A 13,243-nucleotide genomic window follows, 5' to 3' on the forward strand; every position below is an offset into this window, starting at 1 on the left:
CTTCGAAGGACGCATCACCCCGAACGGAAACTAACCGACGCCAAGGTCGGATCCACCGTTAATCTGACACTCCCCCCGATCCCCAACGCCGGAGAGAGTTCGGTGCCGTCGGCGAGGGTCATCTTCTTCGAGGCATTGTGGGTGTCGAAGCAGTACCAGGGTGTGCCCTTCTTGCAGGTTCGGCATTCCCCGCACACCGCACGCCAGTTCAGCACCACGAAGTCGCCGACCTCGACATGAGTGACCGCATCGCCGATCGCTTCGACGGTGCCTGCGGCTTCGTGGCCGAGCAGGAACGGGAACTCGTCGTTGATGCCGCCCTCGCGGTAATGCAGATCGGTATGACACACCCCGCACGCGGCGATGGTGACCACGACATCGTTCGGGCCGGGATCGGGAATGGTGATCGTCTCGATCGAGACGGGCTCGCCTTTGCTCTTGGCGACGACAGCACGCACTGTTTGCGGCACAGCAGAATTCTCCTCTTGTCCAATGATTGTTGACGTGGAAGGAAGCATCATCCGTCTGGTTCGAAGCCGTCAGACCCGAACCAACAGCTTCCCCGTGTTCTTACCGGAGAACAGCAACTGCACTGCCGCAGGCGCTGCAGCCAAGCCCTCCACGATGTGTTCTCGGGCCGACAGGATGCCGTCGGCATACAACCTGAAGAGGAGGGCGTCGATGCGGGGCATGTCGTCCGCGAAATCAGGTACTACATATCCTTGAATCCTTGCTCGCCTGAACAGCAGATTCGGGAGATTGGTTATCCCGTACGCATCACCCGGTTCCGCGATGTTGTACTGGGACATGGCACCGCACAGTGCGATCCGGCATCCGATTGCCATGTTGTCCAGTACAGCATCGAGGATGAGGCCACCGACGTTGTCGAAATAGACGTCGATTCCGCGGGGGCATACTTCGGCGAGACGAAGAGCGACGTCGTCGCTCTTGTAGTCGATCGCACAATCAGCCCCGAGGTCATCGGTGACGTACCGACACTTGTCTGGTCCACCCGCTAGCGCGACGACTCGGCATCCTCGATCTTTGGCAATCTGTATTGCGATCGACCCGGTTGCACCGGCGGCACCGGAGACGACAACGGTGTCGTTCGGACTAATCTGCGCGATCTCGTACAGACCGATCGCGGCTGCCCGCCCGATGTGCGAGAAGATCGAAAGGTACGCCGAATCTGGTATCCGATCGCTGGCGACATGCTTTTCCAACCGGGCTGTGTCGACAGTGGAGTATTGTTCCCACCCCCACATTCCGCCGACGTGATCACCAATGGAGAAGGCCGGATCAGCGGTCGCCACGACTACTCCTGTTGCCGCGCCGATCATTACATCACCCACGGCAAGGGGAATGCAACGAGTTCGGGTCGAGTTTCAGCCAGTTCCGCGTGGTGGGGTCGACGGACAGCAGCGTTGTCCTGACAGTGACCTGTCCCGGCCGCGGGGTAGGCACCGGGCGTTCAACCCATCGAAGGCAAGCGGGATCGTAGACACCTGTTGATGCTTTCGCGATGACCCAACCGCCGCTGTGATGGGGAAAGCCTCGGCCTGCACTGCGATCAACGGTCGGGGGTGTTTCGACGTTCGGTTGGGGATAAGTCATGGTTCGCTCCAGTTGCTGATGAATCTGCGGCAAAGCGCATCGCCTGTGCAGCACGTGCGCCGTGCAGCCCAGTTGTCCTGCCCGAGTGGCACTGTCGACGATGGCCTAGAGATCGAGGACGAGTTTGGGGCAAGCGGCGCGCGAGACGCAGATCATCATGGTGTCGTTCGCGCCCTGCTCCTCCGCCGTTAACAACGAATCGCGGTGATCGACGTCGCCGGAGATAACCGGTGTTTCGCACGTACCGCACGTTCCGGCCTCGCACGACGATAGAACCTGGACGCCGGCCTCGGTCACGGCCTGCAGAACGGTTTGCTCGGGGGTGACGGTGATCGTCTTGCCTGTCCTGGCCAGCTCTACTTCGAAATCGCCGGAGATGACCGGCTCATCCATTTCCCTGGCGACGAATCGCTCGATGTGCAGCGACCCTGTTTTCCATCTGCTGCATTGTTCGGTGACTGCCTCGAGCAGCGGTGCAGGTCCACAGCAGTAGACAAGGGTGTCGGACCGCGGTACCGCGAGCAAGCCAGGCAGGTCGATCATGCCTGCCACGTCCTGTGGATGGAGGACTACTTTTTCTCCGAACCGGTCGGCCAAATGTTGAGCAAATGCCATGGAACTGTGGTTGCGGCCTCCGTAGACGAGTTTCCACTCCGCCCCCCGTTTTTCCGCAGCGTCGACCATGGTGAGAATGGGAGTTATGCCGATGCCGCCGGCGATAAAGAGGTATTTCGGGGATGGTTGCAGTTCGAAGTGGTTGCGAGGTCCGCGTACGGTGACGCAGTCTCCTTCGTCGAGTTTGTCATGGATCAGCTGTGATCCCCCTCGGCTCAATGGTTCTCGCAGAATCGCTATCTGCCATTCGCTGTTGTCCTGGGGATCTCCGCACAAGGAGTATTGGCGGACGATTGTCGGCTCGAGCACGAGATCGATGTGTGCCCCCGGCGTCCAGGTCGGAAGGGCCCGTCCAGAGGGGTCCCGGAGCCGGAGAACGACCACGTTGTCGGCGGCTTCTGTCTTGTTGGCAAGCGTCAACGACAGATCGGTTTCGTTGCTTGCAGTCGCGTTCATTGGGTCGCTTCCTTATCGGTCGAACGTGGCGTGCTCGGATCGCCGTGTGGGCGTGTGGGGCCTCGGGACGGGACGACGGCTCGCGAGCTATAGCCGACCCGCCCCGAGCACCTGTTCACTCAGATGTCGATGTGCTCTAGCTGCTCGAAGATCTCCGTACGCTGAACCTCGAACTGTGGCGGCAGTTGAAACCGCGATCCGAGTTCGTGGGGCGATTCGTCGCAGTCCCAGCCGCCGTCGGCGTGCGTTACTGCCAGCTCGAAGAGGCATCCACCGGGAGTGCGCACGTAGACGCTCTTGAAGTACTTGCGGTCTTTGAGCTCCGAGATGTCGGTGTAGCCTGCGCCTTCGATCCCGAACTTCACTTGATCCTGATTGTCGAGCGTGTCGAGGTTCCAAGCGAAGTGATGGTAGGTTCCGGCACCGTAGTGCCAGGTCCCTTGATCTTCGGACACGTTGGCCGTCAGCTCGATGTGGTTGCCGTACTTGGCGTTACCGACCTGGAAGACGGCCCGATCCCCTTCCTCGGTGAGCTGGCCCTGGGAAAAGAATGTGTCGTTGGCGAAGTCGATCATGCGTTCTGGCGTAGTGACGTGGATACCGACCCCGTGCAGCCCGTGAATTGCGTATTCGCGGGGCACTCCGCCCTCGGTCCACCCTTCCCGCTCGTCGTTGTCGTTTTCCACCAACTGGTATTCGATACCGCAGGGGTGGCGAAATGCGAGACGACGACGGTCGAACACGTCGAGGTTCGAGACCTCGACCTTTCGTTCGGTCAGTCGCTTGTACCAATATTCGAGAGATCCGCTGGGGACGGAAAGCAGCACTTCACGGGCCTGATTGGTGCCACGCTTGCCGAACATTCCTGCCTGCGCCCACGGGAATGTGGTGACGACAGACGATGGATCGCCGTTGGCGTTGGAGTAGTAGAGGTGGTAGATCGGTGTGGTGCCGTCGAACAGGACGGTGCGCTTGATGAAACGCAGGCCCAGGGTCTTGACGTGGAAATCGACGTCCTCTTGGGCGTGTCCGACTGACAAGGTGACGTGGTGTGAACCTTCTACGTATGTCATGGTCTCTTCTCCTTGTAAAGTGATTGCCCGGTTCGGGCTCTAACTGGCATTGCTCGCAGCGCGTTCGAGCAACGCGCGCAGATGTTCGACGACGATGTCGCTGACGTGGTGTTCGGGATCGTTGTAGACGTGAAGTTCTGCATCGGCGGCTAGATCGGTGAACGCTTCAGCGGTGGCATGCACTCGTGGAAGCGGCACCCATTCGTCGCGCGCTGCGGTGGTCAGCAAGGTGGGCATGGCCATCAGCCCGGGTATCCGTCTGGGCCATTGGTGTTCTGCGGGTCCGATGTAACCGCCGGTGAGTATTGCAGCACCCGCATAGGGGATCTGTGTTCGGAGCAAGTGCTCCGCGAGCAGGCACGCGCCTTGCGAAAAGCCCACCACGACAGTCCGTTCGGGCGTGACGCCCTGTTCGATAAGCCATTGCAGATGGGTCGAGACCGCATCCAAGGCGTTGCCGAGTGAGGGTTGGTTTGCGTCCACGGAGTCGGTGAAACGGGCCGGGTACCAGGTGGCGTCGGCGGCCGCAGGTAGTACATAAGCGATCCCATCCAAGCCGACACGGTCTGCGACCTGCGCCATGTAGCTGGGTTGCTGTCCGCGTCCATGGATTGCGTACACCACTAGTCGGGCAGATGCCAGGTCGGCAGCTCCGTGGAACTGCAATGGTCGACGCAGGTGTGGATTGCGTTCGGTGATGTTGGTATTGCCCATCAAGGGTCGGTCCTTATCGGTGGCCGGGCGTGTGTGAGTGGCTGTGTACGGCAGCGCTTCTCGGAGGTCCGTTACGTTCGTATGCGGACTGTTGGCGGGATTGCTCCGCGGCCAGCGTGTCGTCGTCGCCGCGGTGGCGCGCGATGAGCGAACGTTTCGCTGCGGTGCCGACGTGGCACAGGCCGGGTACGTCCGGATTGTCCACGCAGGCTGTGCTTCCGGCGGCCGGCCTACGAGCGCGGCCCGAGAGACCGGCCGCCGTGTACCGGCGGATCGACTCCATCCCGCACTTGCTGCATGCCTGTTGCGCGGCCGGGGGACTCGGCACCAACGATTCAAACGTGTAATCGCATGCTACACAATGATAGTCGATGAGAATCATCTCTCACTCCTGCGCGTTCAGGGCGCCGCCGTACGCGTCCCAGTCTTGGGGATCGTGCCCGACCCAGATTTTGGCACCGTGTTCGTCTCGGTACCGTTTGAGCGTCTGGATGCTGCGTTTGCCGATCTCGGGATCCCAGTCGTGAGGGTCCGGTGCCTCACTGTCGAGGCCCTCGCGTAGATGAACCGTGTCACCGGTGAGAACGATTGACTGGGAGGGCAGGTTGACCACACAGGACAGTTCGCCGGGTGTGTGGCCAGGGGTATGCAAAACCCGGATGGAACCGTCGCCCAGTATGTCGTGCTCGGGTTGCTCGATCGTGGTCCAGTCGTAGTCGGTCGTCGGCGCAAGATCGTCGGCGCGCATCAGATGTTGTTGCAGTGGACCGGGATTGGAGAACCAGTCGAATTCACCGGGCCCGACGAAGAATTTCGCGTCCGGAAACAGATACAGACCGCCGGCGTGATCGCAGTGTGTGTGAGAGAGCACGACGTGGGTGACATCGTCGGTGCGAAATCCCAGTGTGGCGAGCTGTCGATCGATCCGTTGCTCCGGGCTGGTGACGATGTTCAGTGTGTCTGCCAGATCGCCGAAGTAAGCGTGCGGGTCATCGTTGAGGAGTGGGGAAAAGCTGGTGTCGAAGAGAATCAAGCCCCGGTCGTGCTCGATCAAGAACGCAGGCAAGGGGAAAGTGATTGTGCCTTCGGCACCCACCACGAGGTCACCTGCATCGAGTTCCATGGTCGGCGCGGCGAGTGCCCGTAAGCGCAGCGCAGTAGGGGTGTTCATACCGTGTTCCCTTCGTCGTTGGTACGGCTGTTACCAGCAGCTTCGAACCAGGTCTGCACGACGTCGAGGACGCGCTCGTTGTGCAGTTCGAAGATCACGCCGTGCCCGTAACCGGACAGGTGATGATCCGGGAGAAAGATGTGGTCGACCTCGACGCCGGTGCGCCGTAGAAAACGGACGCTGGCGTCGTCCCAGTCGCGCCGCCCGGATGCGTCGGTACTGACAACGGCGACGGGGACCTGGGACAGGCCGGGCAACCTGGCCGGATTCGACGGATCGATCGGCGAGCTCACCGGAGGTTCGAAAGAGGGTGCAACGGAGGTCAATCCGAAGTCGAGACCCCCGCGTCGGCCGAGGTCGCGCCGAGGTGGGCCCAGCGGTTCGACGGCGACAAGTGCTTTCACGAGGTTTGGACGCCGGTCCGCGGCAAGCCATCCGGCAGGTGCGCCGGCCGAGTGGGTGATGATGATGGATGGTCCGGTTCGGTCGATGAGCGCGGTCAGCATGTCCGCGTCGAGGCGTTGCCCAGTGGCTGCGTCGCCGAATACGGGTTGTGTCGAGGCGAGCAGTGCATCGAACTCCATGCCACCGGCGGTGCGCGTCCACGGCCATTTCGTATGCAGTGCTGTGCGCGGGTCGGGTTCGGATGGGGCGAACAAATCGCCGATGACTTCTGCTGTCGCAGCAGGTATTCGGGTGCCGTGGACCTCTTCGTCGTATGGCGACCGGCCGTGTGCGGGCCGGTCGGGAAGGTGCACTTCGAAGCCCCGGTCGATGAGCAGCGGTGCCCATCCAGGGCGGCCGTCCGGGGTGACCGTCCAGTCGGTGGATTGGCCTCCACCTCCGTGTACGAGGATCACCGGAAGTTTGCCGGTGTCGGTCTCGGGGGCATCCCATTGGACGAACGAGTGGCATCGGGCCTCGGGGGGGCCGGTCGAGATCCAGTACTCTCCTCCACGAGTCGCCGAGAGCTGCTGCGAGGGAAGTGATGTCGTCGCGTTCGTCGGCGACTGTGCGGTGTTCATCGCGAGGCGGGTACGAGTCGGACCGGGATCCGATCGTGCCCGAAGGCTTGAAAGTTCAGAGCTCGGCGAGGTTCCCCGTCGAGCTCGATACGTTCGACGCGGTTGAGCAGGGCTGTCAGTAGACTCTTGGCCTCCAGGCGCGCGACGGCTTGCCCAGCGCAGGTATGGATCCCGAATCCGAACGAAAGATGGCCACCGGGGTTGTCGCGATCTATGCGGAATGTATCCGGGTCGGGCCACTTGCGTGGATCGCGTCCTGCGCCGAGCCACATCATGAGCAATTTCGTGCCTGAGGGAATCTCGATTCCGGCGAGCTGTGTGTCCTTGGTGGCGACACGCCCGCCGAAACGAGATGGCGGATACAGGCGAAGTGCTTCCTCGAACGCAGCCTCGACCAATTCGGGCCGAGAGCGCAGTAGCTGCCATTGATCGGGATTGTCGGCGAACGCCCGCAGTGCACCTGAGATACCGAAGATCGTCGTATCGAACCCGGCCCCCAGCACCGCCTTGAGCAGCTGCTCGGCCTCGGCTTCGCTGATCACACCTTCGTCGGCCGCCGTGTACAGCTGCCAGCCGATGCCGCCCTCGGCTTGCAGTTCTCGCTTCATGTTGGTTTCGACCCATTCGAGAGCCGGCGCGCCGTTGCGCATCTTCTCGAAGTGATGCTCGTTCTGGGGGCCGAAGGCATTGAACACCGCGTCACCGAAGTTCAACAGAAGCTCTCTACCTTCGGTAGGGAGTCCGAGGACGTCGGGAAATACTTTGAGGACGTATTGCGCGGCGACGTCATAGTAGGCGTCGAGACTCACCGGTCCCCGCGCGAGCAGCGCGTCGACGGTGTTCTCCGCGGTCTCGGTGAAATAGGCGGCCATCTTCGCCATGTTCTCCCTGGAGAAGATACGCAGCATCACCGCTTTGGTCTGAGTGTGATCGGGTGGATCCTGCATCAGAGGGGCGACGGGCCGAAACGGATTGGGCTGGTAGAAAGGCCTGTCGGTGGAGGAGAACGTTCTCCAGTCTCTGAGAGCTTTCTGGATGTCGACGTGGCGCGTGACTGCGTAGAAGCCGTACTTCTCGATGTCGACGACGGGGGCAACCTCACGCAGGATGCCGTCGTGGAAATGCAGGTCGCTCAGGACTTCGGTCGAGAACGGGTCGAAATCCGAACTGGGCGCGCGCGTGACGGTACTGGTCATCGGGTTTCCTTGTGTCGGGGAGGGAATCGCTCACTGCGGTGAACTGGATACAAAGTGGTCAGGTGCCGGCTCGGCGAGCAGCGGGGAGTACCCCGGTCTCCATCCACTGCAGCCTGCGTCTGACACCGGCCAATGCCATGTCCGGATGCGGGAGGATGTGAAATTGCCGGTTACGAACCGCGTCGATGACCATGTCGGCCACGGCGGCGGGTTCGAGTCCGTCCGCTGCGGCTTTGGCCTTGAGTTGCTCCATCAGGGCCACCCGGTGGGGTTCGAGAGCAGCGGTGACGCCCTGGGGCAGGTTTCGCTCGGATTCGGGCATCTTGGTTTTGACAGGCCCAGGCGCAAGAATCGACACACCCACGTGGCTACCGGCGGTGTCGAGTTCGATTGCCAGGCATTCTGTCAGACCGAGTATCGCGGATTTGGACACGCAGTAGGGGGTCATCGTGGCTGTACCGGTTGCGAACGCCGCGACCGAGGCGGTGTTGACGATATGTCCCTCGTCTTGAGCTTCGAGCAGGGGAAGAAATACGCGACAGCCGTTGAGCACGCCATAGAAATTGACGTCCATCACCCACTCCCACGCGCGTGCCGGTATCTCGAGGAAAGAACCGCCCGTTTCCACCCCCGCGTTGTTGCACACCAGATGTACTGCTCCGAAGGCGGATATCGTTTCCTCGGCCAGCGCAGTCACCGCGTCGAGATCGCGAACGTCGGTCCGGACGCCGATTACGTCCGCGCCGTTCGCTCGCAGGCCGGCCACCGACCTGTCGAGAGCAGCGGTTTCGACATCGGCCAGAACTACTTTCATTCCGTCTGCGACGAACCGTTCGGCCAGTGCGAAGCCGATACCACTAGCTGCGCCGGTCACCACCGCCACACGCCCTTCGAGACTGTTCATGCTGTCCCTCCTGCTGCGATTGTCGAAGAGAGCAGGGACGGCGTTTCGAGGGTCTTCGGGAACATCAGGCGGTCGACGAGGGCGTCGTGGTCGGTGGTCAACGATCGGAGACCGGCCATCGCCTCTTCCACTTTCTCTTGGTCGGAAGAATGGTAGACCAGCATTTTGTTACGGCTCGCTGCTGGAGAAACTTTGTCTACGAACACATTTCGTCTCTGCAATGCGTACTCGTCCAGAACGGACTCGCTGGCGTGCCCATTGATGACTGCTGCGAGTGCTTCGTAGAGAACGTATGTGTCGAACAGTCCTGATGTGAGTCCGAGTCCGCCGGTGGGATTGGTAGCGTGCGCGGCGTCGCCCGCCAGCAGAACGCGCCCGTCACGGAATGCGGAGGCGGCGCGTTGATGCATCCGGTACGGCGAGTAGTCGACGAGCTCGATTCCGTCGATACCGGGAAACACTGCATCGAAGTATTCGGGCATGCGTTCGGTCACGGTGTCCACCGGCAACGATTCGTCCTCACAGTAGGTGAATCGCCACAGGTTGGTCGTGTCGATCTTCGAGATGATTGCCCCGTAGCGGTCGTCGATCAACATCGTGGTCAACGGCCAACCGTTGGACTCGAGATCGACCCGAATGTTGGTGGCCACGAATCGTTCGGGCCAGGTGGTTCCGTCGAACGTCGCACCGATTTGCTCTCGAACCGTGCTTCGTGCACCGTCTGCGCCGATCAACCAGTGAGCGGTCAGGTCGAGCGACCAACCGTTGGACCTGGTGTGAACTCGAACCCCAGCGTCGTCCTGGACGAAACTGTCGACCTCGGTGTTCCACAGAACCTGCGCGTGGGGATAACGGGTGAGCTCCGCGAGCGCAATCTCGACGAGTTCGTTCTGTCCGAGGTGCAGGTTGTAGGGGTGCTTGACCGATCCCTCCAGTGCGTCGAGCCCGAAGGTGACCTGTTCCCCGGTCTTGTAGACCTGGTAGGTGTAGCTCTGTTTGACGAATCCTCTTTCGATGGCCTGTTCGAACAGGCCGAGACGTTCGAGCCCGTCCAAGACAGACCAGTGGTACACCATGGCGCGGGGAGACCGTACGACACCGGCGCCGCGTTCGAGCACTGTGACAGCGATCCCCGCGCGAGCCAGCCCCAGTGCGTTGAGAACGCCTACGGGCCCGGCACCGACAATCAGTACCGTCTGTTGATTCATTCGTCAGTCCGTCCTGTAGTGCGCCCTCGCGGCCTGTCCGAGGCCCCTGAGTCTTGCAAGTATTTCGTCCGACAATCGATGCTCGGTCTGCCGACGGTACCTTGTGATGGCAATCACCGGCAACACCCACCCTTGGAGCAAGTCACACACGGCGCAGTTCGGTACAGATTCGCCCTGGTAGAGGGCTTGAATTACGCCGAAATACCCTGATTCGGTTATTTCGTCCGCTTGTATTTATCGACTCAGAGGCCTGACGCGCTGCGGTTCACGGTCCAATTCCCGGCACAATGAGCCGCGGGTTGTACTTTTCGTATTACAATCTCAAGAACACGACGAAAGGTTCGCTATGACTTCCAGCCGCACCCGCAAAGAGACTTACGAAGACGGTATCGCCATGCGCAAGAGCGTTCTCGGTGCCGCACACGTCGAGAGGTCGCTCAGCAAGGTGACCGAATTTTCGAGGCCGATCCAGGAATTGGTGACCGAGTACTGCTGGGGAGCAGTGTGGACCCGTGAGGGCCTGGAGAAAAAGACTCGCAGCCTGCTCAACATCGCCATGCTGACCGCCCTGAACCGTTCGCATGAGTTGTCGGTGCACGTCAGAGGAGCGATCACCAACGGATGCACCGAGGAAGAGATCCAGGAGGTGCTCCTTCAGGCCGCCATCTACATCGGCGTTCCAGCTGCGCTCGAGTCGTTCCGCATCGCGGAGTCGACCCTCAACGAACTGCGGGCACATGCCTGATCGCGAGGTGGGCTCGGTCGACCAGGGCGGGAACTCGCAGGTGGTCGCGTTGATAGGTCTGGGAAACATGGGTACACCGATGGCTCGTAGACTTCTCGCCTCCGGACATCAGGTCGTCGGGTTCGATCTCTCCGACGACGCGCTGGCCCGATTCGTCGAATCCGGAGGTACCCCAGCACAGTCCGCTCCGGCCGCCGCAGCCGACGCCGACGTCGTCATCCTCATGCTCCCCAGCTCGAAGGTCGTCGAAGCAGTGGTCGAGGACGGATTGGCGGCAGCGCTCAAGCCTCGAGCAGTTCTGGTGGACATGAGTTCATCCGAACCGCTTCGCACGCGAGTCCTCGCGGAAAAGTTGCGGACCGAACGGGCCATCGACCTGGTGGACGCTCCGGTTTCGGGCGGAGTCAACGGGGCCATCGCAGGAAAACTCGTCATCATGGTGGGCGGGTCCCGTGCCGCCGTGAGCCGTGTCGAGTCGGTTCTCACCGCCATGGGCACACCGACCCATGTCGGTGAAGTCGGATCCGGCCATGCTCTCAAGGCTCTCAACAATCTGCTGTCGGCCACGCATCTGATGGTCACGAGCGAAGCGATGCTCGCCGGTAGACGCTTCGGACTCGATCCCGCGGTGATGTTGTCCGTCATCAACGGCTCCAGTGGTCGGAGCGGCTCGACAGAGAACAAGTGGCCGAACTTCATTCTTCCCGAAACCTTCGACTCGGGTTTCGCGCTGGGACTGATGCTCAAGGACATGCGAATCGCAACCGACCTCGCGGACAAACTCGGAACTCCGTCCGATCTCGGACGCGAGTCCGTTCAATTCTGGGCCAAGGCAGCCGAGGAGCTCCCCGCCGGTGCCGACCACACCGAGATAGCCCGGTGGCTCGAAACCCAGAGATCGGATCGAAATGTATGACAGCCAGACAAATTCTATACTCTGGTCATGACAAGTAGAACTGCCAACGTCTGGGCGACGAGCCCGGTGGGTCGCGTTGCAGCACCGGTACGTGAACAGGTCATTGTTGCTCTGCGCGAAGCAATTCTCGATTTGCGCCTCACTCCCGGACAACGATTGGTCGAGCGAGAACTCATCGAGCAATTGAACGTCTCTCGGACCACCGTCCGAGAAGCCATTCGAGAACTGGCCTCGGAGGGCCTTGTCACCGTCGTCCCACAGAAGGGGGCAATGGTCAGCGCACCGACGGTAGCCGAGGCAATCGATCTCTACGAGGTGCGAGCTTCGTTGGAGTCGTTGATCGTCACTCGATTCGTCGAGCGAGCCACACCCTCACAGATCATGCGCCTCGACGCTGCTGTCGAGCACTTCGCCGAAGTGGTCGGCGGCAGCACGGAGATTCGCGACATCCTCTCTGCCAAGGATCAGTTCTACGTCGTACTCATCGAGGGAGCAGCGAGCAATACCCTTCGACAGTTGATCGAAGGCATCCAAGCACGAGTGCGCGTCCTGCGCGCGACCTCCCTGGCAACATCCGGCCGATCGGCCCACGCTGTGGAGGAATTGCGGGCCATCGTGCTCGCAGTCAAAGCGCACGATGCCGACCGGGCGGCAGCCCTGTGTGCAGCGCACATTCGCACCGCAGCGAAAACCGCTCTGGCAAAGCTCGACTCGGAAATGCCCTAGTCGCGCACGGTCTGTCCTTCCGTGTGCGCTATCACCGCACCGGAAGGACGACCTGCAATGAACACCACTCTGGTCTTCGACCACGACACACTCGGACAACGAGTGTTGTTCGGAACGAACATGGCGGCGCAACACCTGGCCGTCGCCACCGCCCACGCACGCGCGCCGATGATCATCGCATCCCGACGCGACTCCGCACTGGTCGATTCGCTCCTGGGCAGTTCGTCTGCCGCCGCGCTGTTCGACGACGTGCGCCCGCATGTCCCGATCGTTCAAGTCGAACATGCCCGGACACTCGCGACGAAGATCGAAGCCGATCTCCTCGTGTGCATCGGGGGAGGTTCTACAACCGGCCTGGCCAAGGCCGTCGCGTTGACCTCCGATCTACCCATCGTTGCGGTTCCGACCACCTACGCCGGATCCGAAGCAACCAACGTATGGGGCATAACGACGTCCAAACGCAAACAGACCGGTGTCGACAATCGAGTTCTCCCGGCGACAGTCATCTACGACGCCGCCCTGACAGCGTCACTGCCGCCGCACCTTGCGATCTCGAGTGCATTCAACGCTCTCGCGCACTGCATCGACTCCATGTGGGCACCCCGCGCAGACCCAATCAACGGAGCGCTGGCGACAGAAGCGATCCGCGCTCTCGCCGAGGCCATCCCGATGCTCTCGTCCCAGCAAGGTGCAGCAGAGAATGGGCGGGAAACTGCTTTGTACGGTGCGTACCTGGCAGCCGTGGCGTTCGCCAGCGCAGGCTCGGGACTGCACCACAAGATCTGCCACGTCCTCGGCGGACGTGAACCGTCCTGGGACTGGTGGAGACTGTGATCTCACCAGGAGAATGCAGATATGGGTGCACCAAGGAAGTTCGATG

The 13,243-nt window shown here is 61.3% G+C and carries 14 protein-coding genes and 1 pseudogene; 4 read left to right on the forward strand and 11 right to left on the reverse strand.

Translation table 11 applies throughout. From position 1 onward, the window contains the following. Positions 1 to 53: 53 nt before the first annotated feature. The 11 genes and pseudogenes from R4P47_RS24545 to R4P47_RS24590 form a co-directional block, all read right to left on the reverse strand. Positions 54 to 470, reverse strand: a pseudogene (locus R4P47_RS24545) (alcohol dehydrogenase catalytic domain-containing protein); the annotation flags it as partial. Between the two features lie 69 nt (positions 471 to 539). Further along, positions 540 to 1,364, reverse strand: coding sequence for an NADP-dependent oxidoreductase (locus tag R4P47_RS24550; protein ID WP_317786035.1), 825 nt, complete (start codon positions 1,362 to 1,364; stop codon positions 540 to 542). Continuing rightward, positions 1,345 to 1,614, reverse strand: coding sequence for a hypothetical protein (locus tag R4P47_RS25175; protein WP_411567390.1), 270 nt, complete (start codon positions 1,612 to 1,614; stop codon positions 1,345 to 1,347). The genes R4P47_RS24550 and R4P47_RS25175 overlap by 20 nt, the downstream gene beginning before the upstream one ends. Positions 1,615 to 1,719: 105 nt before the next feature. After that, positions 1,720 to 2,685, reverse strand: a complete 966-nt coding sequence (locus tag R4P47_RS24555) for a PDR/VanB family oxidoreductase (protein ID WP_317786023.1) — start codon at positions 2,683 to 2,685, stop codon at positions 1,720 to 1,722. A gap of 119 nt (positions 2,686 to 2,804) precedes the next feature. Continuing rightward, positions 2,805 to 3,758: a VOC family protein gene (locus tag R4P47_RS24560; RefSeq protein ID WP_317786024.1), complete on the reverse strand. Its 954-nt coding sequence runs from the start codon at positions 3,756 to 3,758 to the stop codon at positions 2,805 to 2,807. Positions 3,759 to 3,797: 39 nt separating this feature from the next. Further along, on the reverse strand, positions 3,798 to 4,472 hold the full coding sequence (locus R4P47_RS24565; RefSeq protein WP_317786025.1) for an alpha/beta hydrolase: 675 nt from the start codon (positions 4,470 to 4,472) through the stop codon (positions 3,798 to 3,800). Between the two features lie 385 nt (positions 4,473 to 4,857). Then, complete coding sequence (locus R4P47_RS24570) at positions 4,858 to 5,643, reverse strand: N-acyl homoserine lactonase family protein (protein WP_317786026.1); 786 nt, start codon at positions 5,641 to 5,643, stop codon at positions 4,858 to 4,860. Next, positions 5,640 to 6,668, reverse strand: coding sequence for an alpha/beta fold hydrolase (locus tag R4P47_RS24575; protein WP_317786027.1), 1,029 nt, complete (start codon positions 6,666 to 6,668; stop codon positions 5,640 to 5,642). The genes R4P47_RS24570 and R4P47_RS24575 overlap by 4 nt, the downstream gene beginning before the upstream one ends. Beyond that, on the reverse strand, positions 6,665 to 7,864 hold the full coding sequence (locus tag R4P47_RS24580; RefSeq protein ID WP_317786028.1) for a cytochrome P450: 1,200 nt from the start codon (positions 7,862 to 7,864) through the stop codon (positions 6,665 to 6,667). The genes R4P47_RS24575 and R4P47_RS24580 overlap by 4 nt, the downstream gene beginning before the upstream one ends. Before the next feature lie 58 nt (positions 7,865 to 7,922). After that, complete coding sequence (locus R4P47_RS24585) at positions 7,923 to 8,768, reverse strand: SDR family NAD(P)-dependent oxidoreductase (RefSeq protein ID WP_317786029.1); 846 nt, start codon at positions 8,766 to 8,768, stop codon at positions 7,923 to 7,925. Further along, positions 8,765 to 9,976, reverse strand: coding sequence for an FAD-dependent oxidoreductase (locus R4P47_RS24590; RefSeq protein WP_317786030.1), 1,212 nt, complete (start codon positions 9,974 to 9,976; stop codon positions 8,765 to 8,767). Before R4P47_RS24590 ends, R4P47_RS24585 begins: the two co-directional genes overlap by 4 nt. A gap of 346 nt (positions 9,977 to 10,322) precedes the next feature. On the opposite strand from R4P47_RS24590, the gene pcaC reads away from it, so the two are divergent. Genes pcaC through R4P47_RS24610 form a run of 4 tightly spaced genes read left to right on the forward strand, consistent with a single transcriptional unit; the run spans position 10,323 to position 13,197 of the window. Continuing rightward, positions 10,323 to 10,721, forward strand: coding sequence for a 4-carboxymuconolactone decarboxylase (pcaC, locus tag R4P47_RS24595; RefSeq protein WP_317786031.1), 399 nt, complete (start codon positions 10,323 to 10,325; stop codon positions 10,719 to 10,721). After that, complete coding sequence (locus R4P47_RS24600; protein ID WP_317786032.1) at positions 10,714 to 11,637, forward strand: NAD(P)-dependent oxidoreductase; 924 nt, start codon at positions 10,714 to 10,716, stop codon at positions 11,635 to 11,637. The genes pcaC and R4P47_RS24600 overlap by 8 nt, the downstream gene beginning before the upstream one ends. 27 nt (positions 11,638 to 11,664) lie before the next feature. Then, entirely contained in the window at positions 11,665 to 12,363 is a 699-nt protein-coding gene (locus R4P47_RS24605; RefSeq protein ID WP_317786033.1) for a GntR family transcriptional regulator, read from the forward strand. A gap of 57 nt (positions 12,364 to 12,420) precedes the next feature. Next, a complete protein-coding gene (locus R4P47_RS24610; protein WP_317786034.1) occupies positions 12,421 to 13,197 on the forward strand; it encodes an iron-containing alcohol dehydrogenase in 777 nt (258 codons plus the stop codon). Positions 13,198 to 13,243 lie beyond the last annotated feature (46 nt).

Origin of the sequence: Rhodococcus sp. IEGM 1370 (assembly GCF_033142325.1) — a bacterium.
Taxonomy (GTDB): Bacteria; Actinomycetota; Actinomycetes; order Mycobacteriales; family Mycobacteriaceae; genus Rhodococcoides.

Coding starts and splice junctions, on each gene's coding strand:
- R4P47_RS24605 (WP_317786033.1), top strand. CDS start 11,665: ATGACAAGTAGAACTGCCAACGTCTGGGCGACGAGCCCGGTGGGTCGC.
- R4P47_RS25175 (WP_411567390.1), bottom strand. CDS start 1,614: ATGACTTATCCCCAACCGAACGTCGAAACACCCCCGACCGTTGATCGC.
- R4P47_RS24585 (WP_317786029.1), bottom strand. CDS start 8,768: ATGAACAGTCTCGAAGGGCGTGTGGCGGTGGTGACCGGCGCAGCTAGT.
- R4P47_RS24555 (WP_317786023.1), bottom strand. CDS start 2,685: ATGAACGCGACTGCAAGCAACGAAACCGATCTGTCGTTGACGCTTGCC.
- R4P47_RS24575 (WP_317786027.1), bottom strand. CDS start 6,668: ATGAACACCGCACAGTCGCCGACGAACGCGACGACATCACTTCCCTCG.
- R4P47_RS24600 (WP_317786032.1), top strand. CDS start 10,714: ATGCCTGATCGCGAGGTGGGCTCGGTCGACCAGGGCGGGAACTCGCAG.
- R4P47_RS24610 (WP_317786034.1), top strand. CDS start 12,421: ATGAACACCACTCTGGTCTTCGACCACGACACACTCGGACAACGAGTG.
- R4P47_RS24590 (WP_317786030.1), bottom strand. CDS start 9,976: ATGAATCAACAGACGGTACTGATTGTCGGTGCCGGGCCCGTAGGCGTT.
- R4P47_RS24580 (WP_317786028.1), bottom strand. CDS start 7,864: ATGACCAGTACCGTCACGCGCGCGCCCAGTTCGGATTTCGACCCGTTC.
- R4P47_RS24560 (WP_317786024.1), bottom strand. CDS start 3,758: ATGACATACGTAGAAGGTTCACACCACGTCACCTTGTCAGTCGGACAC.
- R4P47_RS24565 (WP_317786025.1), bottom strand. CDS start 4,472: ATGGGCAATACCAACATCACCGAACGCAATCCACACCTGCGTCGACCA.
- R4P47_RS24570 (WP_317786026.1), bottom strand. CDS start 5,643: ATGAACACCCCTACTGCGCTGCGCTTACGGGCACTCGCCGCGCCGACC.
- pcaC (WP_317786031.1), top strand. CDS start 10,323: ATGACTTCCAGCCGCACCCGCAAAGAGACTTACGAAGACGGTATCGCC.